23 protein-coding genes are annotated in these 22800 nt (G+C 61.0%); 7 read left to right on the top strand and 16 right to left on the bottom strand.

Annotation, left to right across the window (positions count from 1 at the left end):
- Positions 1–2: 2 nt before the first annotated feature.
- The 10 genes from ICI42_RS12345 to ICI42_RS12300 form a co-directional block, all read right to left on the bottom strand.
- The gene (locus tag ICI42_RS12345; RefSeq protein ID WP_188164868.1) at positions 3–920 is read right to left on the bottom strand and encodes a flavin reductase family protein; all 918 of its coding nucleotides are present in this window, start codon (positions 918–920) and stop codon (positions 3–5) included.
- 4 nt (positions 921–924) lie between these two features.
- Positions 925–1752 (bottom strand): alpha/beta fold hydrolase, encoded by an 828-nt coding sequence (locus tag ICI42_RS12340; protein WP_407945159.1) that lies wholly within the window; start codon positions 1750–1752, stop codon positions 925–927.
- Positions 1753–1777: 25 nt separating this feature from the next.
- Complete coding sequence (locus tag ICI42_RS12335) at positions 1778–2380, bottom strand: amino acid synthesis family protein (RefSeq protein ID WP_188164866.1); 603 nt, start codon at positions 2378–2380, stop codon at positions 1778–1780.
- Between the two features lie 104 nt (positions 2381–2484).
- Positions 2485–3660: an iron-containing alcohol dehydrogenase gene (locus ICI42_RS12330; RefSeq protein ID WP_188164865.1), complete on the bottom strand. Its 1176-nt coding sequence runs from the start codon at positions 3658–3660 to the stop codon at positions 2485–2487.
- 42 nt (positions 3661–3702) lie between these two features.
- Complete coding sequence (locus ICI42_RS12325; RefSeq protein WP_188165069.1) at positions 3703–4434, bottom strand: amino acid ABC transporter ATP-binding protein; 732 nt, start codon at positions 4432–4434, stop codon at positions 3703–3705.
- Positions 4435–4462: 28 nt separating this feature from the next.
- A complete protein-coding gene (locus ICI42_RS12320) occupies positions 4463–5152 on the bottom strand; it encodes an amino acid ABC transporter permease (RefSeq protein WP_188164864.1) in 690 nt (229 codons plus the stop codon).
- Positions 5153–5232: 80 nt separating this feature from the next.
- The gene (locus ICI42_RS12315; RefSeq protein ID WP_188164863.1) at positions 5233–6090 is read right to left on the bottom strand and encodes an ABC transporter substrate-binding protein; all 858 of its coding nucleotides are present in this window, start codon (positions 6088–6090) and stop codon (positions 5233–5235) included.
- A gap of 196 nt (positions 6091–6286) precedes the next feature.
- The gene (locus tag ICI42_RS12310) at positions 6287–6988 is read right to left on the bottom strand and encodes a GntR family transcriptional regulator (protein ID WP_188164862.1); all 702 of its coding nucleotides are present in this window, start codon (positions 6986–6988) and stop codon (positions 6287–6289) included.
- A gap of 144 nt (positions 6989–7132) precedes the next feature.
- Complete coding sequence (locus ICI42_RS12305) at positions 7133–8290, bottom strand: CaiB/BaiF CoA transferase family protein (RefSeq protein ID WP_188164861.1); 1158 nt, start codon at positions 8288–8290, stop codon at positions 7133–7135.
- Positions 8291–8304: 14 nt separating this feature from the next.
- Positions 8305–9489, bottom strand: a complete 1185-nt coding sequence (locus tag ICI42_RS12300) for an acyl-CoA dehydrogenase (protein ID WP_188164860.1) — start codon at positions 9487–9489, stop codon at positions 8305–8307.
- Between the two features lie 91 nt (positions 9490–9580).
- Here ICI42_RS12300 and ICI42_RS12295 point away from each other — a divergent pair, with 91 nt between their 5' ends.
- The gene (locus ICI42_RS12295; protein ID WP_188164859.1) at positions 9581–10504 is read left to right on the top strand and encodes a LysR family transcriptional regulator; all 924 of its coding nucleotides are present in this window, start codon (positions 9581–9583) and stop codon (positions 10502–10504) included.
- A 66-nt stretch (positions 10505–10570) separates the two neighbouring features.
- On the opposite strand, the gene ICI42_RS12290 is transcribed toward ICI42_RS12295, so the two are convergent.
- From ICI42_RS12290 to ICI42_RS12275, 4 genes are read right to left on the bottom strand one after another with little or no spacing between them, the layout of a single operon-like run.
- The gene (locus tag ICI42_RS12290; protein WP_188164858.1) at positions 10571–11101 is read right to left on the bottom strand and encodes a sarcosine oxidase subunit gamma family protein; all 531 of its coding nucleotides are present in this window, start codon (positions 11099–11101) and stop codon (positions 10571–10573) included.
- The gene (locus ICI42_RS12285) at positions 11094–14057 is read right to left on the bottom strand and encodes a sarcosine oxidase subunit alpha (RefSeq protein ID WP_188164857.1); all 2964 of its coding nucleotides are present in this window, start codon (positions 14055–14057) and stop codon (positions 11094–11096) included. Before ICI42_RS12285 ends, ICI42_RS12290 begins: the two co-directional genes overlap by 8 nt.
- Complete coding sequence (locus ICI42_RS12280) at positions 14054–14329, bottom strand: sarcosine oxidase subunit delta (protein WP_188164856.1); 276 nt, start codon at positions 14327–14329, stop codon at positions 14054–14056. The genes ICI42_RS12285 and ICI42_RS12280 overlap by 4 nt, the downstream gene beginning before the upstream one ends.
- A 20-nt stretch (positions 14330–14349) precedes the next feature.
- Entirely contained in the window at positions 14350–15600 is a 1251-nt protein-coding gene (locus ICI42_RS12275) for a sarcosine oxidase subunit beta family protein (protein ID WP_188164855.1), read from the bottom strand.
- A gap of 108 nt (positions 15601–15708) precedes the next feature.
- Here ICI42_RS12275 and ICI42_RS12270 point away from each other — a divergent pair, with 108 nt between their 5' ends.
- Both ICI42_RS12270 and ICI42_RS12265 read left to right on the top strand, forming a co-directional pair.
- Complete coding sequence (locus ICI42_RS12270; RefSeq protein WP_188164854.1) at positions 15709–16662, top strand: GlxA family transcriptional regulator; 954 nt, start codon at positions 15709–15711, stop codon at positions 16660–16662.
- 171 nt (positions 16663–16833) lie between these two features.
- A complete protein-coding gene (locus ICI42_RS12265; protein ID WP_230980298.1) occupies positions 16834–17391 on the top strand; it encodes a helix-turn-helix domain-containing protein in 558 nt (185 codons plus the stop codon).
- Between the two features lie 16 nt (positions 17392–17407).
- Here ICI42_RS12265 and ICI42_RS12260 read toward each other — a convergent pair whose 3' ends face one another.
- Positions 17408–17833 (bottom strand): type II toxin-antitoxin system VapC family toxin, encoded by a 426-nt coding sequence (locus ICI42_RS12260; RefSeq protein ID WP_188164852.1) that lies wholly within the window; start codon positions 17831–17833, stop codon positions 17408–17410.
- Complete coding sequence (locus ICI42_RS12255) at positions 17833–18081, bottom strand: type II toxin-antitoxin system Phd/YefM family antitoxin (protein WP_188164851.1); 249 nt, start codon at positions 18079–18081, stop codon at positions 17833–17835. Before ICI42_RS12255 ends, ICI42_RS12260 begins: the two co-directional genes overlap by 1 nt.
- Positions 18082–18327: 246 nt before the next feature.
- Between ICI42_RS12255 and ICI42_RS12250 the strand changes: the two genes are divergently transcribed.
- The 4 genes from ICI42_RS12250 (at position 18328) to glnT (ending at position 22674) form a co-directional block, all read left to right on the top strand.
- Positions 18328–19227 carry a class II glutamine amidotransferase gene (locus ICI42_RS12250; RefSeq protein WP_188164850.1) on the top strand — a complete coding sequence of 300 codons (900 nt, stop codon included), beginning with the start codon at positions 18328–18330 and terminating at the stop codon, positions 19225–19227.
- Positions 19228–19265: 38 nt separating this feature from the next.
- Positions 19266–19952, top strand: coding sequence for a GltB/FmdC/FwdC-like GXGXG domain-containing protein (locus ICI42_RS12245; protein WP_188164849.1), 687 nt, complete (start codon positions 19266–19268; stop codon positions 19950–19952).
- 15 nt (positions 19953–19967) lie between these two features.
- On the top strand, positions 19968–21296 hold the full coding sequence (locus ICI42_RS12240) for an FMN-binding glutamate synthase family protein (RefSeq protein WP_188164848.1): 1329 nt from the start codon (positions 19968–19970) through the stop codon (positions 21294–21296).
- Positions 21297–21366: 70 nt separating this feature from the next.
- Positions 21367–22674 carry a type III glutamate--ammonia ligase gene (gene glnT / locus ICI42_RS12235; protein WP_188164847.1) on the top strand — a complete coding sequence of 436 codons (1308 nt, stop codon included), beginning with the start codon at positions 21367–21369 and terminating at the stop codon, positions 22672–22674.
- The last annotated feature ends 126 nt before the right edge of the window (positions 22675–22800 follow it).

Below are 22800 nucleotides of genomic sequence, written 5' to 3'. Positions count from 1 at the left end.
GCCTAGGCCCTCTTCACGGGTATGGGATGGACTTTTCCTGCGGTTTCGCTGCCGAAATAGACGCCGAAATTACCGATGGAGCTTTCGATCGCGAACCGGCTGAGAATGTCAGCGGTCGGCCTATCGCTGGCTTTTTCTGCCGCTGTTGCAGGATCGAGGAAGTGGCCTTGCTTCGGCTTTCCGTCGCTCAGGAACGCCCGGTAGACGATGTGCTGGTGGCCGTCGCTTTTGTCGTCATAGACCGAATAGAGGAAACCGAGCGACGCTTGCAGTCCGGTGAGCTTTTCCAGATAGGCGCTGAGCGCCTCGGCAGGATCTTCGGCGCCTGCATCGCAGGTGGGCAGGGACACCGGGTTCGTACCGATGAGAAGAACCTGGCCATCGCGCTCGACCACCGCGCCAATCCTGAGATTGCCGTCGGCCGCGGCCGATACGGCCTTGCCGGCGAGCATCGGCGTGAAATAGCCCCCGCGCGCGTAGCCCAGGCCGTTGAGCCCATAATTGGCGAAGGACGTGATCAGTCCGAGCAGGACGACGTGGTCGCCGGCGTCGATGACACGATCCATAGAACATTCGAACCATGCGGCAACATCGGCGAAGACCGGGCAGCCGCCCGGTGCGTCGCTCCATGCCACGGCGGCAAAACGATCTTCCACCGGTCGAGCGAAGGTGTTGGAAACATCCTTTTGCGTTTCGGACAGAATGTTGACCGCAAAGCGAGCGGTACCAGTCATGACGCCAAAATTGCGCGACGTCTTTGCCAGGCACACCAGCAGCATCGGCGGATCGAGCGACACGGAGGTGAAGGAATTCGCGGTGAAGCCGATCGGGTTGCCGGCATGGTCGTGGGTGGTGACAACGGTGACCCCGGTCGGGAAAGCGCCGAAAGCGTCTCTCAGGGCACGAGGGTCGATTGTCATCTCGCTATCCTTTTTTCCCGAGCCATTGCGCCAGAAGATCGTTGACCGTGTCCGGCGCTGTCAAATTGACCATGTGGCGGTGTCCTTCGACGATTGCGACGGAACCCTTGGGCGCCAGTGCCGCCATCTGACGCGCCATCTCCGGTGTTGAATTCGGATCCCCCGAACCCGTCAGAAACAAGGCCGGGCACTGGACGTCCGGCCAGCGGCCGGCATAGGTCTCGTCCCCGTCGGCGAAAGCGGTGTAGGCCACCGCGTAACCTTCCGGATCGACCATTTCCAGCCAGGACTTGGTCAGCGACCGTGCATGCACGCTGTCGGCATCGTCGCCGAACCAGCGTTGAAGCGGGCCGTCCTTGTCGACGCCATCCGTCTTGATCGAAGCCGCCCGTGCAAGAACGGCGGCCTTTGCCTGCGGGTCGCGGCGATAGACGCCATTGAGGTAGCCGACGCCGTGTATGCGGTTTCCCATTGTGGCAGCGGCGCCACCCGAGATCATCGCGCCCATCGAGTGGCCGGCGATGGTGGCGGCGTCGATCTCGATATCGTCCAGGAAACGGCCGAACCAGGCGACGAAATCCTCCAGCCGGCTGCCCTCCGGCAGTTTGTCGCTTCCGCCATGGCCGGGCATGTCCACAGCGATAACGCGACGGGTCGTGGAAAAATACGCGATTTGCGGTGCCCAAGCCTCCAGCCGCATTCCGACGCCGTGGATCAGGACCAGCGGATCGCCTTCACCCTCCGAAACATAAGCGGTTCCGCCAGCGGTGTGCAGACGCTCGAAGGCCCGATGATGGGCCTTGGAGCGCTGGTCGGCGGGGTTGGTGTCCATGATCAGCATCGCCGCGCTCGACGTCTCAAACGCCGGCCGGGTTGGAAACGTCCTGGCCAAGGTCCTTCAGATCCTGATAGCGGTCGCCGATGCGGTGATGTGGCCGGCCACCCACCGAAGCGCCGAGCGCAACGACAATCTCGTCGGCTGCGGGCGCATCGGGAATGGCGGCCTGGATTGTCAGATAGTGCGAGCGGCGGCCTTCGTCGTTCTTGTCCATCAGCGGAATCATGATGGGTGCATTCGCCGGGCCGCGGGTGTTGGTGAAAGCCAGATAGCTTTTGGCGCCGACCGCGTTGCGGTAGTGATTGCCGAAGCGCAGCGTGTGGATCAACGCCGAGGCGTGCTCGATCTCGCCGTCCAGCCCCACCACCGCGGCTTTGCCATAGGCTTCAACGGCTTCACCCGAGCTCACAGCATCGATGATCATCTTGGTGAGCAGTTCGCCAAGAACCGGGCCCGCCGCGTGAATCTCCGGCTTCAGGTCGTCCACGAAGCCTTTGCCGGCCCATGGATTTTTCACCACGGCGAAAGCCGAGAAGAGCTTGAGAGGGATGGCCGCGGACTTGCCGCCCTCGATTAGCGTGGTTTCGACTTGTAGCAAAGTTTTGCGGATCTGGACGGACATCGAAGCTCCTCGTAAAGGCTTGTACTATGGTATGCCATAATATTGATGTGTCAAGCGCCCTATTACGCCTGCTTGTTAGGCGGACGGCGGCGCAGTTGGATCGGTCAGACGGTCTCGATCAAACCATCGTAGGCGAGTTCATAAAGCCGCATCATCTCGGACTCGTTGGGGACGCGTGGATTGTTGCCCGGCGTCCCGGATGCCAGTCCCTGGCGCGCCATTTCCGGTATGAGGTCGGCATAACGTTGACGTTCGAGGCCGAATGCCCTGAGCGTCGGCACCTTCAACCGCCGATTGAGATTTTCGAATGCCGAGACGAGCTTGTTGCCCGCCGTCAGATCGTGCTCGTCGGTGGCAAAACCGAGCGCCCGTGCGGCGGCGGCATATTTGTCTGGCGCGGACGACAGGGAAAAATGCGTGACCAGCGGCAGCACCATGGCGTTCGACATGCCATGCGGCACGTGGAAGAACGCACCGATCGGCCGGCTGAGGCCATGAATCAGCGCGGTCGAGGTGTTGGACACGGCAAGGCCCGCATGTGTCGCTCCAAGCATCATCGCCTCGCGCGCGGCATGGTTGCCAGGTTCTTCGGCAGCACATTCCAGATTGGCGCCGATCAACTTCAGTGCCGAAAGCGCCAAGGCGTCCGAATGGGCATTGCCGTTGCGGTTCACCAGTGCCTCTAGCGCGTGGGTCAGGGCATCGATGCCGGTGTCTACGGTGACGCGATAAGGACAGGTGAGGGTGAGTTCATAGTCGACGATGGCGGCCGCCGGCAGCGCCGCCGTTCCGAGTATCAGCATCTTCTCATTGACCTGCGTGTCCGTTACCACGGCGGCCCTTGTCACCTCCGAGCCGGTGCCGGCGGTGGTCGGGATTGCGATCACCGGCATGACCGGGATATCCACGATACGTGGCACCTTCAGCGCCGGCAGACCCTCACCCGTCTTGACGACGAGTGCCGCGGCTTTCGCGGTATCGATTGCACTGCCGCCACCGAGCGCGACAAGACCGTCATGGTCACCGGCCTGGATTTGTGCCGCCAGCGCGTGGATTGAGACGTCGGTGGGGTCCTCTACCACATCAGCGAAGACGCCTGCAGCCAGCCCCTTCTTCTCCAGAGATCTGCATAGATCTTGGGCATGGCCGAGCTTCACCATCGTTGGATCGGTCACCAGCAGTGGACGGCTGACGTTCAGCGATATCAGGACGTCGCCGAGCCTGTACCGGCTGCCGCCGCCGATGAGGATTTCACGCGGCATCAGGACACGATTGATCATTGCGGTGCTCCGCTAAAATTCCGGCTGGGACAGTTTGACGTGTCAGTGGGCGAGTATTTTGGACAGGAAGGACTTCGCCCGCTCGGTCTTCGGATTGTCGAAGAAGCTGTCGCCGCCGCCGATTTCGACGATCTCGCCGCCATCCATAAAGACGATGCGGTCCGCCACCTTGCGTGCAAAACCCATCTCGTGGGTAACGACCATCATCGTCATGCCTTCGTGAGCAAGCGCTACCATGACGTCGAGCACTTCGTTGATCATCTCCGGATCGAGCGCCGATGTCGGCTCGTCGAACAGCATGGCAACCGGGTCCATCGCAAGGGCGCGCGCTATCGCGACGCGCTGCTGCTGTCCGCCGGACAGCTGGCTCGGATATTTCTTCGCGTGGGCGGTCAGGCCGACCCGCTCGAGCAAGGCCTCTGCCTTGACCAACGCCTCCTTATGGCTGCGGCCGAGCACTTTTTCCTGGCCTACGCACAAATTCTCCAGGATGGTCATGTGCGGGAACAGCTCGAAATGCTGAAACACCATGCCGACTTTGGAGCGCAGCTTCGGCATATCCGTCTTGGGGTCGCTGACTTCGACGCCGGTTACGGTGATGCGACCGTTGCCGATCGGCTCAAGCGCGTTGACGCACTTGATGAGAGTGGACTTGCCAGAGCCCGAGGGGCCGCAAATCACCACCACCTCGCCCTTACCAACCGTCAGGCTGCAGTTTTTCAGCACCTGGAAATTGCTGCCGTACCATTTGTTGACGGCGTTGAGTTCGATCATCTTGGTCTGTTCCTGCATGATCGCCTCCTCAGTGTGCGTCGACCGACATCGGGCCATAGGCTTTGCCGAAACGCTTTTCGATGCGACGCTGGATCAGTTCCCAAGCCGTTGTCATAGCGAGATAATAGAGGGCCGCGACGGTGAAGAGTTCGAGCACCAGGAATTTCTCCTGGATCAAAACCTGGGTCCGCCGAAGCAATTCCTCCATGGATATGATCGAAGCGATCGAGGTGGTCTTGAGAACGCTGTTCACCGAGTTGCCAAGCGGAGGGATGATGATGCGCAGCGCCTGCGGCGCCACGACGTAGCGCATCACCTGGGATTCCCGCATGCCGATGGCCCGCGCTGCGTTGACCTGTCCGCTCGGGACCGCCGAGATACCCGCACGGATAATTTCAGCCAGATAAGCTGCCTCGCAGAGTGCCAGGCCAAGCAGGGTCGATTGGATGACGGTGAACTTGATGCCGATCTGCGGCAGGCCGGTGTAGATGATGATAAGCTGCACCAGAAGCGGCGTGCCGCGAAAGATCCAGATATAGAAATTCGCCGGCGCGGAGAGGATTTTGTAGCGCGACATGCGCATCATGGCGACGAAAAAGCCGATAAAGAGCCCTGCGGTCATAGCGAAGACGGTGAGACCAAGCGTTATCAATGCGCCTTCGAGCAGGTAATAATTCGTCAAATACTCGAAGAAGCCTTCCCAGTTCCAACCCTTCACAAGTCTCTCCGTTCATTCAAAGATCATCGCGGCGGGACGCGCCCGCCGGGACGAAAGATCATCAGATATCCGGGAAACGATCAGCCCTCGAGGCTGAGCACGCTGAGATCGCCCGGGGCGGGGGTGACGCCATAAGACGACATGATCTTGTCGAACGTGCCGTCCGCCTTCATTTCCTTGAGCGCTACCGAAACGGCCTCCGCCACCTCCGGACTGCCGAAGGCAAATGAGCCGGGCGTCGGATACATCCCCGACAGCGCGTGGGTGAACTCGCCGCGATCCTGGTACTGCTTGGCGACGGGATCGATGGAGACGGCAGCCTCGACCTGGCCCGCGCGCAGCGCCTGATAAACGGTGGCGTAGTTGTCGAACAGGTTGATGGTCATTTCCGGAAGACCGCGCTTCTTGAAGTCTTCGTTCAGTTCCTTGATCTTGCGCTCGGCGTAACCGCCGATATCGGTGCTCACCGTCTTGCCGGCAAGGTCGTCGATCTTGGTAATCGGGTTGGGGCCGTTCATGACTGTGGAGATGCTGATGGCTAGGTTCTCATAGGGAATCATCAGCAGGATTTTGCGACGCTCGGCGGTGACGAATAGGCCGGCATTGATCATGTCCCAGCGGCCGCCCTGAAGTCCGGGCACCATCGTCGCATATTCGGTGCTGATATATTCGGGCGTCAGGCACAGGCGCTTGGCGACTTCGAGGCCCATCTCGACGCGAAGACCCTTCAGATTGCCCTGCTGATCGGCATAGGCCATCGGCGGGAGGGTGGGGCTGGTTGCCATGACGAGATGCCCGGCCTTGACGAGATGGTCGTCGGAGATTTTTGGCTCGCAGTCCTGCGCATGGGCAATGCTGGCAAGGACGGAAAATGCCGAGGCGGCGAGGGCGCTTTTCACAAGGCGAGAAGAATAACGGCTAGGATTCACAAGGCTCATTACGGTTCCCATATTTTGGTATTATTGATTATGGCATACCATCACATCGAACCAAGTTTGCTGTCAAGCAACCTTCCGATGAAAATCCATTCTCATCTGCGGGTGAAGATGGCCGTTTGTCGGTCGCGCAGCTTTCCAGACAGGCGCTGGCGCGCGTCTGTTGCATCCGATCAAGGCAGGTTTTAGCGAGACGTCTTCAGGCTTGTGGGGGAGCGGCCTGGCTGGACAAGACCTTCTCGGCAATCGCCGCTGCATGAGTGACATGGTCTATGGCAGCCTGATAGGCACCGGGACCGTCACCCTTGCGGATGGCCTCGATGATCCGCTCCATCTGAGCGGGACCTTCGATGTTGCGATTCTCAGTCTTGATCGTCATCGAACGCAAATGATTGATACGCACGGTCAGCAGGTTGACGACACCCCACGCGACATGGCGGTCAACCTTCCCGAAAAGCGTATGGTAGAAAGTCGAGGTGTGGGTGAGGACACCCGGCATGTCCTTGTCACGATAGCTGTTGCGGATTCCAATGAGAGACTTTTCAAGCTCGGCCACTATGGAGGCATCACCGCTTTCGGCGCACAGCCGGGCCGCCATGCCTTCGAGCGCACCACGGATTTCGTAGATCTGCTTGGCCTCATTGGGATCAAGGAGGGCGACGATCGGGCCCTTGTTGGGCAAATTGGCAACCAACCCTTCGGATTCCAAGTGGCGGAGAACCTCGCGAACGATGGTGCGGCTGACGCCGAGCTGGGCACAGAGATCGCGTTCCACCAGTCGATGTCCGGGCTTGAAATAGCCGTTCACGATCGCCTCGCGAACCTTGTCCAGTGCAAGCTCGCGCAAGGTCTTGGTCGGACGTTCGACGCGAATAGCCGTGTCGTCCAGCGCGTTGCTCATGTTCCGGCACCTCTTTAGCAAGGCCGTCAAACCCCTCCCGGATTGTCCGAGATTCGTAATATGGCCTACCAAGTACATAGCGGTCGCCGGATGTGCTGACAACTGGCGAGGTTGCCGACGCCGAAGTAAGATCAGCCGAAGTGGCTACCTCGCGCGAGCAGCTTCAATTTCAGCGAGGATTTCGTCGCGATGTTCATCCAGCCGAGGTGAACGGCGTGTCAGATTGAGTGCGGATTTAGAGAAAACGACCGGCGTCCGCACGCCCGGGATGCCGTCGCGCGTCACCTGCATCTGACGATGCCGGAACTGCGGGTCTTCGAAGAGGTCGCCGACCGTATTGATCGGCCCGGCGGGCACGACGGCCTTTTCCAGTGCGGCAAGCAGGTCGTCGCGCGCCCAGAGTACGGTCTTGGCTTCCATCGTCTCGGTCAGTGCAACACGGTTGCGCACACGTTCAGGATTGGTCGCGAAGTCCGGTTGAAGCGGAAGCTCCGCCAGGCCGAGAACGCCGCAGAGCCGGACAAACTGCTTGTCGTTGCCGCAGGCGACGATGATGTAGCCGTCCGAAACCGGGAAGGTCTGATAGGGCGCGATGTTGGGATGCGCGTTGCCCATGCGCTTCGGCGCTGTGCCGGAGACGAGATAGTTCATCGCTTGGTTGGCTAGAACCGAACCCATGCAGTCCAGCAGCGCCATGTCGATATGCTGGCCACGCCCGGTCGTTTCCCGCGCCCTGAGAGCCGCTTGGATGGCAATGACGCCATATAGCCCTGTGAAGATATCGGCGAAAGCGACGCCGATCTTTTCCGGCGGCCCGTCCGGCTCGCCGGTCAGGTCCATGATGCCGCTCATGCCCTGGATCATGAAGTCGTAGCCGGCGCGCTGCGCGTAGGGTCCGGTCTGGCCGAAGCCAGTCACCGAGCAATAGATCAGGCCGGGGTTGTTGGTTTTCAAGCTGTCATAGTCGAGGCCGAATTTCTCCAGCCCGCCGACCTTGAAGTTTTCGACCACCACATCGGCCGATGCAATCAAAGCCTTGACGGTGGCCAAATCCTCTTCCGAGCCAAAATCGGCCGCTATCGAGCGCTTGCCGCGATTGCAGGCGTGGAAATAGGCGGCGGAGCGGCCGTCTTCGCCTTCATCGACATAGGGCGGACCCCATTTGCGGGTGTCGTCGCCTTCCGGGCTCTCGACCTTGATGACATCCGCGCCGAGATCGGCCAGCGTCTGGCCGATCCACGGTCCGGCCAGGATGCGGGCGAGTTCGATGACCCGGATCCCGGCAAGCGGCGCTTCCGACATCTGTTTTGCTCCGCTCAGAAGAACGCCTGAATGCCGGTCTGGGCGCGGCCCAGGATCAGCGCATGCACGTCATGCGTGCCTTCATAGGTGTTGACGGTTTCCAGATTCTGCGCGTGGCGCATGACATGATAGCCGATCTGGATGCCGTTGCCGCCGTGCATGTCGCGGGCCTGCCGGGCGATGTCGAGCGCCTTGCCGCAATTGTTGCGCTTGACGAGCGAGATCATCTCCGGCGCCATCTGCCCAGCATCGAAAAGCTGGCCTACGCGCAGCGACGCCTGGAGACCGAGCGCGATCTCGGTTTGCATGTCGGCCAGCTTCTTCTGATAAAGCTGGGTGCCGGCGAGCGGCTTGTTGAACTGCTTGCGGTCGAGGCCATATTGCCGCGCGCGGAACCAGCAGTCTTCGGCCGCGCCCATCGCCCCCCAGGAAATGCCGTAGCGGGCACGGTTGAGGCAGCCGAACGGTCCCTTGAGGCCCGACACGTTGGGCAGCAGAGCGTCTTCGCCGACTTCAACGCCTTCCATGACGATCTCGCCGGTGATCGAGGCGCGCAGCGACAGCTTGCCGCCGATCTTCGGGGCCGACAGCCCCTTCATGCCTTTTTCAAGCACGAAGCCACGTATCTGGTTGTCATGCGCTTCCGACTTGGCCCAGACGACGAAAACATCGGCGATCGGCGCGTTGGAAATCCACATCTTGGATCCACGCAGGCGATAGCCGCCCTCGATCTTCTCCGCCCGAGTCTTCATGCCGCCGGGGTCGGAGCCTGCGTCCGGCTCGGTCAGGCCGAAGCAGCCGATCAGGTCGCCTGCCACCAGGCCCGGAAGATACTTCTTCCGTTGCTCTTCCGAGCCATAGGCATAGATCGGGTGGATGACGAGCGAGGACTGCACGCTCATCATCGAGCGGTAACCGGAATCGATGCGTTCGATCTCGCGCGCAACCAGGCCGTAGCTGACATAGCCGGCATTCGCCGCACCATATTCCTCAGGCAAGGTGATGCCGAGAAGCCCGGCCTTGCCCATCAGAGGGAACAGCGAGGCGTCTGTCTCTTCGTTCAGATAGGCGTCTTCGACCCGCGGCGCGAGTTCGGCTTCGGCGAAGGCGGCGGCGGAATCGCGGATCATGCGCTGATCGTCGCTCAGCTGCTGGTCGAGCAGAAACGGGTCTTCCCAGGAAAATGCTGCAGTGCTCATAACGGCTCCCTTGTTGTCCGCAGTGTCGCGATTTTCGCACCTGCAGGCAAACCATATTTACTTGCGGCGCTATCAGTTTTACTCATACCAGATGGATCCCCTCACGCGACGCCTTCTGCCGTCAACAACAGCGCTCGTGGCTTTCGACGCTGTCGCGCGGCTCGGCAGTTTCTCGGCCGGTGCAAAATCGCTCAACCTGACGCAGGGTGCTCTTAGCCGCCAGATAGCGCTGCTGGAGCAGCAGCTTGGGGTAACGTTGTTCGAGCGCACCAATCGCGGCATCGCGCTGACCGAACGCGGCAAGACCTATGCCGCGGGCGTCGCTGACATTATCCAGCGCATCCGCACGCTGTCGCTTGAGACTTTGAGCGGGAGCCCGGCCAAATCCATCGGCATTGCCGTTCTCCCGACCATGGGCACGCGCTGGCTCTTGCCCCGCATTTCCGATTTCGTCGGGAAAAATCCGGACATCATCATCAATTTCGCCACCCGTATCGGCCACTTCGACTTTCGCACCGAACAGCTGGATGCCGCAATTCATATCGGCGCGCCGGACTGGCCGGGCGCGGAATGCAATTTTCTGATGGGCGAGACAGTGGCTCCGGTCTGCAGTCCGGCGTTTCTGGCAAAACATCCGATCGAAGAGCCGTCGGCGCTGCTCAAGCTGCCGTTGCTGGAAATGGCATCGCGCCCAGGCGCGTGGCGCTACTGGTTCTCAACGCTGGGGTTGGAGGCCAACCATCGCGGCGGCATGCGCTTCGAACAGTTCATCAGCGTCGCACAGGCCTGCATCGAGGGTCTGGGTGTCGCGCTGATGCCAACTTTCCTCATCGCGTCGGAACTGGAAAGCGGCCAACTGGTGCAGGCGTTCGACTGGCGTGTGAAAAGCCCGAGCTCCTACTATCTCGTCACCCCGCGCGACCGTGAGCGTAGCCTCTCGCTCATCCGTTTTTCTGACTGGCTGATCGCCCAGGCCAATGCGTTCGACGCGGAGGGAGGCGACAGCGGCGGGTAAGAAGCTGGGTCGCATTCCTTCGCGGACGTAGAGCGTCAGCAGGCTAAATTTGTCAGCCAAACCTCGTCACGCCGCGAATTCGGCGCTCATCTGCGCGAGATCGTCCCACAGGCTTTCGGCAAAACCGCGCAGCACCATGATCTCGAAGGCGTGATCCTCGACGCGGGTGATATGCGCCGCGATGTGTCCGATCAGCGTCGTGGTCGACCGGCCGACGACAAAGGCGGACAGGGCAAGGTCAGTGCCGCTGCCCTTGGCCAAGACGCGCTCGACCATCGGACCGCGTGCAAGGATGCGCACGCGTCCATGGCTTTGGTCGACACCCTCGGCATGCGGCGTAAGCCTGGTCAGCAAGGCGGCCAGCGCGTCATCCGCCAATGGTTCGTCGCCGACGATGTACCATTGGCCCGGCGCCGCGTAGCGCACGGAATGCCCCTGTTCTGCCAGACCCTTCAGCATGGCGGACGGATCCGCGCCCTGTTCCGCGAGCACATGAATGACATGACCTTCCGGAAGTGCGGTCAGGCCGATGCCCGACGCGTTGAACGGCTGCTTGTCCGAAAGCGCGGGACGGTGGATGAGGCGATACTTAGACATGGAGCTTCTCGTTTGCCGGATCGAAGAAGACGGGACTGCACAGGCGGCCCGGCGTATATTCGTTGCGCAAGCCGTTCCAGATCATGACATCCTCGCCATGCCGCTGCGATCCGCGCTTGACCAAGGCGAGGCCGATGGTCGAGCCGATATGCGGGGAATAGCAGCTTGAGGTGACATAACCCTGGTCGTTCTCGAGCGTCGCGGCAGCATCCTTGGCGAGGATGTGCGAGCCGGTGCGAAACGCCTGCGCCGGATCGAGCGGCACCACACCGACCAATTGCGGCCGGTCCTCGGCAACCAGTCCTTCGCGGTCGACCATCGCCTTGCCGATGAAGTCCGGCTTTGCAGCCGACACCATCTTGCCGAAACCGAGATCGGCGGGCACCACCGTGCCATTCAGCTCGTTGTGGGTGACATGACCTTTTTCGATGCGCAGGACCGACAGCGCCTCGACGCCGTAAGCGCAGATGCCATGTTGCTTGCCGGCATCCATCAAAGCATCGGCGACGCTTTCGCCATACCCTGCGGGCACCGCCAATTCATAGGCCAGTTCGCCCGAGAACGAGATGCGGAACAGTCTACCGCGCAGTTGCCCGCTGAACAGCGAGACGTCCCGTGCAGCGAGAAACGGAAAAGCCTCGTTGGAAATATCGTCGTCGACGATGGCCTGAAGGATCGTGCGTGACTTTGGTCCGGCAATCGCCATCTGCGCCCACTGATCGGTGACCGAGGACAGCCGCACATCGAGATCCGGCCACAACGCCTGGGAGCAGAATTCGAGATGGTTCATCACACCCGCCGCGTAGGCGGTTGTGGTCGTCATGAAATAGCGGTTTTCTTCGATCCGGCTCGTGGTGCCGTCGTCATAGACGATGCCGTCTTCGCGCAGCATCAGCCCGTAGCGCGCCTTTCCGACAGGGAGCTTGGCGAAGCCGTTGGAGTAGATGCGGTTGAGAAACTCGCCTGCATCCGCCCCGACGATCTCGATCTTGCCAAGCATGGAGACATCGCAGAGCCCGGCGTTCAGCCGGACGTTGCGGACCTCGCGGTCGACGCTTTCGCGCCAGCTCGTCTCGCCGTCGCGGGGAAACCATGACGAGCGATACCAAAGGCCGGTCTCGACGAATTTGGCTCCGTTCTTTGCTGCCCAATCGTGCAGTGGCGATTTGCGGACGGGCTGGAAGTGGTCGCGGTGATAGGCGCCGGTCAACGCGCCGAAGGACACTGGCGTGTAGAAGGGGCGGAAGGTGGTCGTGCCGACGTCAGCCGGCGAGACGCCGCGCGCCTCCGCCAGCAAACCAATGGCGTTGACATTGGATAGCTTGCCCTGATCGGTTGCCATACCGGTGGTGGTGTAGCGCTTGGCCAGTTCGACATGGCCGTAGCCCTCTTGGACCGCAAGGCCGAGATCCTTGCGGTGCACGTCGTTCTGGAAATCGACGAAAGCCTTGCCTTTGATGCCGGGGATCGACCAGACCGCCTTTGCGGCGGGTACCGCGATATCGCCCTCGACCGCGCCGAACGTGGCAGGTTCAACTTTGAAGCCAAGCTCGCCAAGCAGCGCCGATGCCTGCGCAGCGCCGTCTGCCATGCAGGCCGCGATACCGCTCGTGGCTTTTACGGCGCCAGCGAGCGACAGGCCATTCAGCTTCGTCGGTGCAAGAAAGGCTGAATGGGTATCCGACCAGACCGGTCTGCCGCCACGGTGGCAGGCGAGATGGATGATGGGGCTGAAGCCCCCGGAAACGGCAAGCGCATCGACATCGAGCGTTTCGCTTTTGCCGTCCTTCCAGATCGAGATGCCCGACAGCGATTTGCCGCCCTTGGCATCGCTGACGAAAGCGCCCTTGACCAGTCGCGCCTTGCCCGACCAGGCGATCGCAGCATCGGCACGGCTGTCGACAATCGCGGCAAGCTCCACACCCGCCCCCTCGAGGTCGCGGGCCAGCGCATAACCGCTGTCATTGGTGGTGAACACCGCTGCGCGCTTGCCGAAGGCTACGCCATAGCGGTTGAGATAGCTGCGCGCAGCACCGGCCATCATCACGCCCGGAATGTCATTGCCGCCGAAAACAAGCGGGCGTTCTTCCGTACCGGTTGCCAGCAATGCCCGTTTGGCCGCGATGCGCCACAGCCGTTCGACTGGCACATTGTCCTTGGGGGTCGCGACATGCTTCTGCACCCGTTGCACCGCGCCGAAGACATTGCCGTCATACCATCCGAAAGCAGTCGTTCGCGTAAGCACCTCGACATTGGGCAGGCTTTCCAGCTCGGCTATAGCCTGTCGGGCGAACTCGGCGGCCGTCGCTCCGCCGATGCTTGCGGTCTCGGCCAGCAGCGATCCGCCGGCCAGCGCATGCTCGTCGACCACGATGACACGAGCGCCGCTACGGCCAGCCGTCAGCGCGGCGCCAAGGCCGGCAGGTCCGGCACCGATCACCAGCAGGTCGCAATGCGCCCAGCTTTTCTCGTAACCGTCCGGGTCGGCTTCGTACGTTGCCTTGCCCAGCCCCGCAGCCTTGCGGATGAAGGGTTCATAGAGCTTTTCCCAAAGGGCGCCCGGCCACATGAACGTCTTGTAGTAAAAGCCTGCGCCGAGGAAGGGCGACAGCAGGCTGTTGAGCGCTCCGATGTCGAGGTCAAGCGACGGCCAGCGATTCTGGCTCTGCGCTTCGAGCCCCTGATACAGTTCCTGCATGGTGGCGCGGGTGTTGGGCTCGGTGCGTCCGCCGCTGCCGATCGTCATCAGCGCATTGGGCTCCGCGCTGCCGGCCGTCAGGATGCCGCGTGGACGATGGTATTTGAAGCTGCGGGCGACCAGCCGCTGGCCGTTGGCGAGCAGCGCGGACGCCAGACTGTCACCGGAAAAACCCGACAGGGCCTTGCCGTCGAAGCGGAAACTGAGGGGCGACTGGCGGTCGATCAAACCACCTTTTGGCAGGCGATAGGAGGTCATGCGCGGGTTTCCGGAACGCCGAGGGCGGCATCGCGGCTGTCCGCGATTTCATGAGTTGCGGTGTCGCGGGTCACCACCAGCCAGCGTCGGCAGCCCGACGTGTGATGCCAGTATTCCTCATAGGCGCCGCGCGGATTGTCGCGGAGATAGACGTAATCCATCCAGCGTTCTTGGCCGGCATCCGGCGCGGGCCGCTTCAGTGCGGCGCCCTTGACGGTGAATTCTTCCTTGGGTCTGCTGCCGCAATGAGGGCAGGAAACGAGGCTTGCCATGGTTCGAAATCCTTGCGGGGTCAGTGCAGGTTGGGCTGGGCGCCCTGGCCCTTTTCGTCAAGCATGAAGCCGCGCGCGAAACGGTCCAGTCGGAAAGCCGTCGCCGTCTCCTGCGGCGTGTTGCGCGCGATCAGATGGGCGAAACAGAAGCCGGACGCCGGCGTCGCCTTGAAGCCGCCATAGCACCAGCCGCTGTTAAGGTAGAGATTGTCGATATGGGTTCGGTCGATGATGGGCGAGCCATCCATGCTCATATCCATGATGCCACCCCACGAACGCAGCACGCGCACCCGCGACAGGCCGGGTATCATCGCCTTGCCGGCTTCCGCGACGTGTTCGACGGTGGCAAGGTTGCCGCGCTGGGCGTAGGAGTTGTAGCCGTCTATGTCGCCGCCAAAGACGAGACCGCCCTTGTCCGACTGCGAACAGTAGAAGTGTCCCGCTCCGAAGGTGACGACGCAATCGATGAACGGCTTCAGCCCTTCGGACACGAAGGCCTGCAGCACATGGCTTTCGAGCGGCAGCTTCATGTCGGCCATCGCCGCGACGCGCGACGAGTTGCCGGCTGCTGCCAGCGCCAGCTTGCCGCAGCCGATGAAACCCTTGGTGGTCTCCACGCCGGTCACCGCGCCATTTTCGCGCCGGATGCCGGTGACTTCGCAATCCTGGATGATGTCGACGCCGCGCATGTCGGCACCGCGCGCATAGCCCCAAGCTACCGCGTCGTGTCTCACGGTTCCGCCGCGCTTCTGCATCAGCCCGCCCTGGATCGGAAAGCGTGCATTGTCGAAATCCAGGAAAGGCAGCATTGCGCGCACCTGCTCACGGTCGAGCAGATCGGCATCTACGCCATGCAGCCGCATGGCATTGCCGCGTCGGGTATAGGCGTCGCGCTGTGCGTCGGAGTGGTAGAGATTGACCACGCCGCGCTGCGAGACCATGGCGTTGAAGTTGAAGTCCTGCTCCAACCCCTCCCACAGCTTCATCGATAGCTCGTAGAACGGGTTGTTACCCTGCAGCAGATAGTTGGAGCGGATAATGGTGGTGTTGCGGCCGACATTGCCGGAGCCGATATAGCCTTTCTCGACCACAGCCACATTGGTGATGCCGAATTCCTTGGCGAGATAATAGGCGGTTGCCAGTCCGTGCCCGCCACCGCCGACGATCACCACATCGTAATGCGGCTTGGGCTGCGGGGAGCGCCAGGCCGCCCCCCAGCCCTTATTGCCGCGCAAGCCGTTGAGAAAAACCGAGAGTGCCGAATAGCGCATTCAGGAAGGCCCTTGAAATCAGGCGTCTTTGCAAAGCCGTCTTTGAGAATACCAAAGAGTATCATTAAGGGATTGCAAGAATAGGACGCGTAAGTGTAAAATTGGGACATGGCCTCCGACACATACCGTATGGGCTTCCTGCTCATCAGCAATTTCGCATTGATGTCCTACGCGTCGGCCACAGAGCCGTTGCGGGCCGCCAATCTTCTTTCCGGCGTCGATCTCTACGAGGTCATTCCGCTGTCCGTCGACGGCTTGGCCGTGACCAGTTCGTCAGGCATGGCCATCGACTGCAAGGCCCTCTCCACAGAAGGAGATGAGTGCCATACGATCTTCATGTGCGCCGGCGGAGGCCCACAGGATTGGATGGGCAACGACACGCTGATCTCTGCACTGAGACGCTTGTCGCGGCAAGGCGTCCGCATTGGCGCGATTTCCAGCGGCTCCTTCCTGCTGGCTGCCGCCGGTCTGCTTGAAAACCGCGATTTCACGATTCACTGGGAACACGCGCCGGTGCTGAGGGAAACCTTTCCGCATCTGGTACCGCGCCAGGCACGCTACGTGCTCGACGGGGACCGCATCACCTGCGGCGGCGGCATCGCCCCGCTCGACATGATGCACGCCTTGATCGCCGAACGGATGGGATCTCACTTCGCCCGACGGGTCAGCGATTGGTACCTGCATGCCGCGGTGGCCGAACCGACAGCCCCGCAGCGAGGTTCGGCGGCGGAACGCTTTGGCACGCACCATCCCGCTCTTCTGGCAATACTTGAAAAAATGGAGGTGACTGTAGAAAAGCCGCTGCCACGCGCTGCGATGGCCGCCTTTGCCGGTATCAGCGAACGCCATATCGACCGGCTCTTTGCCAATGAACTGGGGTCGGGATTTCTGGAGACCTACAGGACAATCCGCCTTAGCCACGCCCGCCGCCTCATCGAGCAGAGCCCCTTGTCGATCTCGGAAATCGCCTTTGCGACCGGCTTTTCGAGCGCCGCGCATTTCTCCAATGTCTATGGCCGGGCCTATGGCGAGGCGCCTCGGGCAACACGCAAAAAATTATAACCGAATTTTCTTCACGGTTGAATTTTTCTCGTCTTATTATAGTTCTGAGAAAAATCCGGGGTATCGGCATTGGCGAATAAAACTGCAAAAGCTGAAGAAAATCCGCCTTCGAGACCGGCGTTCAATCAGGATCCGCATGCAGTACGCGAGCCTCGCGAAAACAATCTCGAAATGGCGATCGGCCGTGAGGTGCGCGCCTACCGCAAAAAGCTGGGGCTGACCATCACCGATCTGGCCGTGGCCACGGAGATGTCGGTGGGCATGCTGTCCAAGATCGAAAACGGCAACATCTCGCCGTCGCTGACAACGCTGCAGGCGCTTTCCAAAGCGCTCGGCGTACCGCTTACAGCCTTCTTCAAGGGGTTCGAGGAAACCCGCAGCGCTACTTTCGTCAAGGCGGGCGAGGGCGTGAACATTGAGCGGCGCGGTACGCGCGCCGGCCACCAATATAGCCTTTTGGGCGCGTTCGAGAACAATTCCAGCGGAGTCGCGGTCGAGCCCTATCTGATCACGCTGACGACCGCCTCGGACGTATTCCCGACCTTCCAGCACGAGGGCCTGGAATTCCTCTATATGCTGGAAGGGGAGGTGGTGTACCGCCACGGCGACCGGCTTTACACAATGCAGCCTGGCGACAGCTTGTTTTTCGATGCTGATGCGCCGCATGGTCCCGAACAGCTGGTCAAGCTGCCTGCTCGCTACCTGTCGATCATTTCCTATCCGCAGTAGCGCTGACAAAGACCACTTATGGCACGAGGCAGGACGCCCCGCCCTCATTCATTGCTGCGGCCAAACGCCTGTCCAAAGTGGCCAGCGTTACCTGTTCAAGGATGACGACTGCGGCGTGCAAAGCATCCGATGCCCGAAAGCCTATTTTGGATTGATCGGACAGCCCTGCGGCAAACAAGAAATGTTGCCGCGTGACCGTCCTGACTTCGAACGTGTCTCGTATCAGTGCGCGGAACGACTGCAATGCCGATCCGCGACCTTCCCACGTCAGTTGCCCGGTTCTTTCTTTGACGGAAAGTGCGCTGGAGAACTCGGTGATCGTCCACTCGCTGATCAAAACGCCATCTGTCTGACTCGCGGCGATGAGCCATTGCTGCATCTCCAAACTGCGCGTTTCGACGGTCAAAGCGGAGACCAGGATCGAGGTATCGACGTAGACCATCAGTAGCGGTCGGAATCGCGCAGACGCTGCATGAACTCGTTTGAGTCGTCGGGTACCTCAGGTACCTTAATGTGCTGCGTTTCCGACTTGAAGAAGTCCTTGTCGATAGGTTTCCTCGGCTTGCGAATGGGAACAAGCTCCGCGACCGGCTTGCCGCGCTTCATGATCTGCACGGTCTCGCCGTTTTCGACGCGGTTGATGAGTTCACTGAGATGCGACTTGGCTTCGGCGAGGTTGAAACGGGTCATCGATATACTCCTGACCAACTTTATGGTCACATCATAGCAAGCGGCGAATCTGGTATCAACGGCTTGAAGTCGTCTTCACAGCACATACGGTATCCGCACCTCCGGCAGGCTTGCTGGAATCCTTGCACCCACCGATGACAAATCAACGCTATTATTCCTTTTAAGAATTTTATATTCCTAAGGATTGCGACGCCTCCAACTTCTTGCTACACCGCATTCATCTCACCCAAATACGGAGCTGTTTGCATGTGCGGCATTGTTGGATTGTTCCTGAAAGACAAGGCGCTTGAGCCTAAGCTCGGCGAGCTTCTCTCCGATATGCTGATCACGATGACGGACCGGGGGCCGGATTCCGCCGGCATCGCAATTTATGGCAAGGCGGACGGCAAGACCAAAGTCACGCTGCAGTCGGCAGAGCCCGATCAGGATTTTCGGCAGCTCGCTGCGGACTTGAAGGCGGCGGGTATTGACGCTTCGGTTACGATCAAAAGCACCCATGCGGTTGTCGAAACCGCTGCTGACATCGCCGATATCCGCGCCTTTATCACTGCCAGCCGTCCTGATGTACGCGTCATGGGGTCGGGAGACAGTGTCGAAATCTACAAGGAAGTCGGCCTGCCGAAGGATGTGGTCGCGCGCTTTGGTGTTCGCGCCATGTCCGGCACGCATGGTATCGGCCATACCCGTATGGCGACGGAATCGGCTGTCACCACGCTCGGCGCGCATCCGTTCTCGACCGGCGCCGACCAGTGCCTGGTGCACAACGGCTCCCTGTCGAACCACAACAATCTGCGTCGCGAACTCATCCGCGAGGGCATGACCTTCGAGACTCAGAACGACTCGGAAGTTGCAGCCGCCTATCTCACTGCCGAAATGGCCAAGGGCAAAGATTTGGGCGAAGCGCTGGAAGGCGCGCTTGACGATCTTGACGGCTTCTTCACCTTCGTCGTTGGCACCAAATCCGGCTTCGGCGTCGTGCGCGATCCGATCGCCTGCAAGCCTGCCGTCATGGCCGAAACCGACCAGTATGTCGCCTTCGGGTCCGAATATCGCGCGCTGGTCAACCTGCCCGGCATCGAGGATGCCCGGGTCTGGGAGCCGGAGCCGGCGACCGTATATTTCTGGGATCACGAGAAGGCCGCCTGACCGTGCACGCCAGCGTCCAACGAGAAAGTCTTGAATCGATGCGAGTTTTCGACCTTGCCACAACCCCGCTGCGCGAGCTCAACAGCGCGCTGCACACCGTAGCGCCCGGCGCTAACGACACGAGTTTCGAAGTCGTCAATCCGCGCGGTAGTCACTCGGTCGCCGTCGGCATCGACAAGCCGGTCACCGTCGAGGTCAAGGGTTCGGTAGGCTATTACTGTGCCGGGATGAACGATGGTGGCACGATCACCGTGCACGGCTCGGCTGGCCCCGGCGTGGCCGAAAACATGATGTCGGGTACCGTCGTCATCGAGGGCGACGCCTCCCAATATGCCGGCGCCACGGGTCGCGGCGGTCTCCTCGTCATCAAGGGCAACGCTGCATCGCGTTGCGGAATTTCGATGAAGGGCATCGACATCGTCGTCCATGGCTCCATCGGCCACATGTCAGCCTTCATGGGGCAGTCCGGACATCTGGTTGTGCTGGGTGATGCGGGCGATGCGCTCGGCGACTCGCTTTACGAAGCCAAGCTCTTCGTGCGCGGCACCGTCAAAAGCCTGGGCGCTGACTGCGTTCAGAAGGAGATGAAGCCAAAGCATCTGAAACTGCTTGCCGAGCTTCTCGAAAAGGCCGGTGCCACCGATGTGAAGCCGGAAGAATTCAAGCGCTATGGCTCGGCCCGCAAGCTCTACAATTTCAACATCGACAACGCCGACGCATATTGAGGCAGGGGACACATCATGAGCTATCACAATCCCTTCACGCCGCCCCGCAAGTCGGCCACTTTCGACGACTACACGCTGGCCGAAATCCGCCGCGCGGCGGCCACCGGAATCTACGACATTCGCGGTGCCGGCACCAAGCGCAAGGTGCCGCATTTTGACGATCTGCTGTTTCTCGGCGCCTCGATCTCTCGCTATCCGCTCGAAGGCTATCGTGAGAAATGCGATACGACGGTTACGCTCGGAACGCGCTTCGCCAAGAAGCCGATCACGCTGAGAACGCCTATTACCATTGCCGGCATGAGCTTCGGCGCCTTGTCGGGCAACGCCAAGGAAGCGCTCGGCCGTGGCGCGACGCTTGCCGGCACCTCTACCACCACCGGCGATGGCGGCATGACGGACGAGGAACGCGGCCATTCGCAGACGCTGGTCTACCAGTATCTGCCGTCGCGCTACGGCATGAACCCGAAGGACCTGCGCCGTGCGGACGCCATTGAGGTCGTCGTCGGGCAGGGCGCCAAGCCGGGCGGCGGCGGCATGCTTTTGGGCCAGAAGATTTCCGACCGCGTCGCTAACATGCGCAACCTGCCCAAGGGCATCGACCAGCGCTCGGCCTGCCGCCATCCCGACTGGACCGGACCAGACGATCTGGAGATCAAGATCCTCGAACTGCGCGAAATCACCGACTGGGAAAAGCCGATCTATATCAAGGTCGGTGGCGCGCGCCCTTACTACGACACCGCGCTTGCGGTGAAGGCGGGGGCCGACGTCGTTGTTCTGGATGGCATGCAGGGCGGCACTGCGGCCACGCAGGACGTGTTCATCGAGAATGTCGGTATGCCGACGCTGGCCTGCATACGGCCCGCTGTCCAGGCGCTGCAGGATCTCGGCATGCACCGAAAGGTGCAGTTAATCGTCTCGGGCGGCATCCGCTCGGGCGCCGATGTTGCCAAGGCGCTTGCGCTCGGCGCTGACGCCGTAGCCATCGGCACGGCGGCGCTGGTGGCCATCGGTGACAACGATCCGAAATGGGAATCCGAGTATCAGGCGCTCGGCACCACGGCAGGTGCTTATGATGATTGGCATGAGGGCAAGGATCCCGCCGGCATCACCACGCAGGACCCGGAATTGGCCAAGCGGCTCGATCCGGTGGCAGCTGGTCGTCGCCTCGCCAACTACCTCAAGGTGATGACGCTGGAAGCGCAGACCATCGCGCGCGCCTGCGGCAAGAACCATCTGCACAATCTCGAGCCCGAGGACCTCTGCGCGCTGACGCTCGAAGCGGCCGCGATGGCGCAGATACCGCTGGCCGGAACAGGCTGGTATCCTGGCAAGGGTGGCTTCTAACGGTCTTGAACCACGCTTGGGAGGGCGCGGCCAAAGACTTTGAACGAGACAAAAAACTATGGGGAACGACGTGACACTGGACCTCTCGACCTATGCCGCCGATAACGGCATCAAATATTTCATGATCAGCTATACCGACCTGTTCGGCGGCCAGCGTGCCAAGCTGGTCCCCGCACAGGCCATTGCCGACATGCAAAAGGATGGAGCGGGCTTTGCGGGCTTCGCCACCTGGCTCGACCTGACGCCGGCGCATCCCGACCTGTTCGCCGTTCCCGATGCGTCCTCTGTCATCCGCCTTCCCTGGAAGCGCGATGTTGCCTGGGTCGCTGCTGATTGCGTCATGGAAGATCAGCCGGTCGACCAGGCGCCGCGCGTTGTTTTGAAGAAACTCGTCGCCGAAGCCGCCGCCCAGGGCCTGCGCGTCAAGACCGGCGTCGAGCCTGAGTTCTTCCTGATCTCCCCGGACGGTTCCAAAATCTCCGACGACTACGATACCGCCGAGAAGCCCTGCTACGACCAGCAGGCGGTCATGCGCCGCTACGATGTCATCGCGGAAATCTGCGACTACATGCTCGAACTGGGTTGGAAGCCCTACCAGAACGACCATGAGGACGCGAACGGCCAGTTCGAGATGAACTGGGAGTATGACGACGCGCTGCAGACCGCCGACAAGCACTCCTTCTTCAAATTCATGGTCAAATCGGTTGCTGAAAAGCACGGCCTGCGCGCCACCTTCATGCCCAAGCCGTTCAAGGGCCTGACCGGCAATGGGTGCCACGCGCATATCTCCGTGTGGGACGCCGAAGGCAAGAGTAACGCCTTTGCCGACAAGGCGATGCCCTTCGGCCTGTCGGCACAGGGCCGCACGTTCCTTGGCGGCATCATGAAACATGCCTCCGCGCTTGCCGCGATAACCAATCCGACCGTCAATTCCTACAAGCGCATCAACGCACCGCGTACGGTTTCGGGTGCCACATGGGCACCCAACACCGTGACCTGGACCGGCAACAATCGCACCCACATGGTTCGCGTGCCGGGTCCAGGCCGTTTCGAGCTTCGCTTGCCCGATGGCGCGGTCAATCCCTATCTTCTGCAGGCCATCATCATCGCCGCCGGCCTGTCCGGTATCAGGACGCAGGCCGACCCTGGCCGTCACTACGACATCGACATGTACAAGGATGGCCACACCGTCACCGATGCACCGAAGCTGCCGCTCAACCTGCTCGATGCACTTCGCGAATATGAGAAAGACGCCGAACTACAGGCAGCCCTCGGGACAGGTTTTTCCGCCGCTTATTTGAAGCTGAAGCATGGCGAATGGAACACCTATTGCGCGCAATTCACCTCGTGGGAACACGCCACCACGCTCGACATCTGAGGGCGATGTCCCGACGTTAGACAAACACCGGAGACTCCAAGCGGGTTTCCGGACAATCTGCCGCGAAAAAACAACAACGTGGCGCATTGCCCCGGTGACGCTGCGGTACGGCATGCTGTAAAAGCG

The organism is Oryzicola mucosus (assembly GCF_014534685.1).
GTDB lineage: Bacteria > Pseudomonadota > Alphaproteobacteria > Rhizobiales > Rhizobiaceae > Oryzicola > Oryzicola mucosus.
The sequence above is the reverse complement of the archived record's forward strand: the minus strand, read 5'-3'. Positions and strand labels throughout refer to the sequence as shown.

What these genes read in the sequence shown, in the direction of transcription:
- ICI42_RS12345 (WP_188164868.1), bottom strand. Translation starts at nt 920, where the DNA reads ATGACAATCGACCCTCGTGCCCTGAGAGACGCTTTCGGCGCTTTCCCG.
- ICI42_RS12340 (WP_407945159.1), bottom strand. Translation starts at nt 1,752, where the DNA reads ATGGACACCAACCCCGCCGACCAGCGCTCCAAGGCCCATCATCGGGCC.
- ICI42_RS12335 (WP_188164866.1), bottom strand. Translation starts at nt 2,380, where the DNA reads ATGTCCGTCCAGATCCGCAAAACTTTGCTACAAGTCGAAACCACGCTA.
- ICI42_RS12330 (WP_188164865.1), bottom strand. Translation starts at nt 3,660, where the DNA reads ATGATCAATCGTGTCCTGATGCCGCGTGAAATCCTCATCGGCGGCGGC.
- ICI42_RS12325 (WP_188165069.1), bottom strand. Translation starts at nt 4,434, where the DNA reads ATGATCGAACTCAACGCCGTCAACAAATGGTACGGCAGCAATTTCCAG.
- ICI42_RS12315 (WP_188164863.1), bottom strand. Translation starts at nt 6,090, where the DNA reads ATGAGCCTTGTGAATCCTAGCCGTTATTCTTCTCGCCTTGTGAAAAGC.
- ICI42_RS12310 (WP_188164862.1), bottom strand. Translation starts at nt 6,988, where the DNA reads ATGAGCAACGCGCTGGACGACACGGCTATTCGCGTCGAACGTCCGACC.
- ICI42_RS12305 (WP_188164861.1), bottom strand. Translation starts at nt 8,290, where the DNA reads ATGTCGGAAGCGCCGCTTGCCGGGATCCGGGTCATCGAACTCGCCCGC.
- ICI42_RS12300 (WP_188164860.1), bottom strand. Translation starts at nt 9,489, where the DNA reads ATGAGCACTGCAGCATTTTCCTGGGAAGACCCGTTTCTGCTCGACCAG.
- ICI42_RS12295 (WP_188164859.1), top strand. Translation starts at nt 9,581, where the DNA reads ATGGATCCCCTCACGCGACGCCTTCTGCCGTCAACAACAGCGCTCGTG.
- ICI42_RS12290 (WP_188164858.1), bottom strand. Translation starts at nt 11,101, where the DNA reads ATGTCTAAGTATCGCCTCATCCACCGTCCCGCGCTTTCGGACAAGCAG.
- ICI42_RS12285 (WP_188164857.1), bottom strand. Translation starts at nt 14,057, where the DNA reads ATGACCTCCTATCGCCTGCCAAAAGGTGGTTTGATCGACCGCCAGTCG.
- ICI42_RS12280 (WP_188164856.1), bottom strand. Translation starts at nt 14,329, where the DNA reads ATGGCAAGCCTCGTTTCCTGCCCTCATTGCGGCAGCAGACCCAAGGAA.
- ICI42_RS12275 (WP_188164855.1), bottom strand. Translation starts at nt 15,600, where the DNA reads ATGCGCTATTCGGCACTCTCGGTTTTTCTCAACGGCTTGCGCGGCAAT.
- ICI42_RS12270 (WP_188164854.1), top strand. Translation starts at nt 15,709, where the DNA reads ATGGCCTCCGACACATACCGTATGGGCTTCCTGCTCATCAGCAATTTC.
- ICI42_RS12265 (WP_230980298.1), top strand. Translation starts at nt 16,834, where the DNA reads ATGGCGATCGGCCGTGAGGTGCGCGCCTACCGCAAAAAGCTGGGGCTG.
- ICI42_RS12260 (WP_188164852.1), bottom strand. Translation starts at nt 17,833, where the DNA reads ATGGTCTACGTCGATACCTCGATCCTGGTCTCCGCTTTGACCGTCGAA.
- ICI42_RS12255 (WP_188164851.1), bottom strand. Translation starts at nt 18,081, where the DNA reads ATGACCCGTTTCAACCTCGCCGAAGCCAAGTCGCATCTCAGTGAACTC.
- ICI42_RS12250 (WP_188164850.1), top strand. Translation starts at nt 18,328, where the DNA reads ATGTGCGGCATTGTTGGATTGTTCCTGAAAGACAAGGCGCTTGAGCCT.
- ICI42_RS12245 (WP_188164849.1), top strand. Translation starts at nt 19,266, where the DNA reads ATGCGAGTTTTCGACCTTGCCACAACCCCGCTGCGCGAGCTCAACAGC.
- ICI42_RS12240 (WP_188164848.1), top strand. Translation starts at nt 19,968, where the DNA reads ATGAGCTATCACAATCCCTTCACGCCGCCCCGCAAGTCGGCCACTTTC.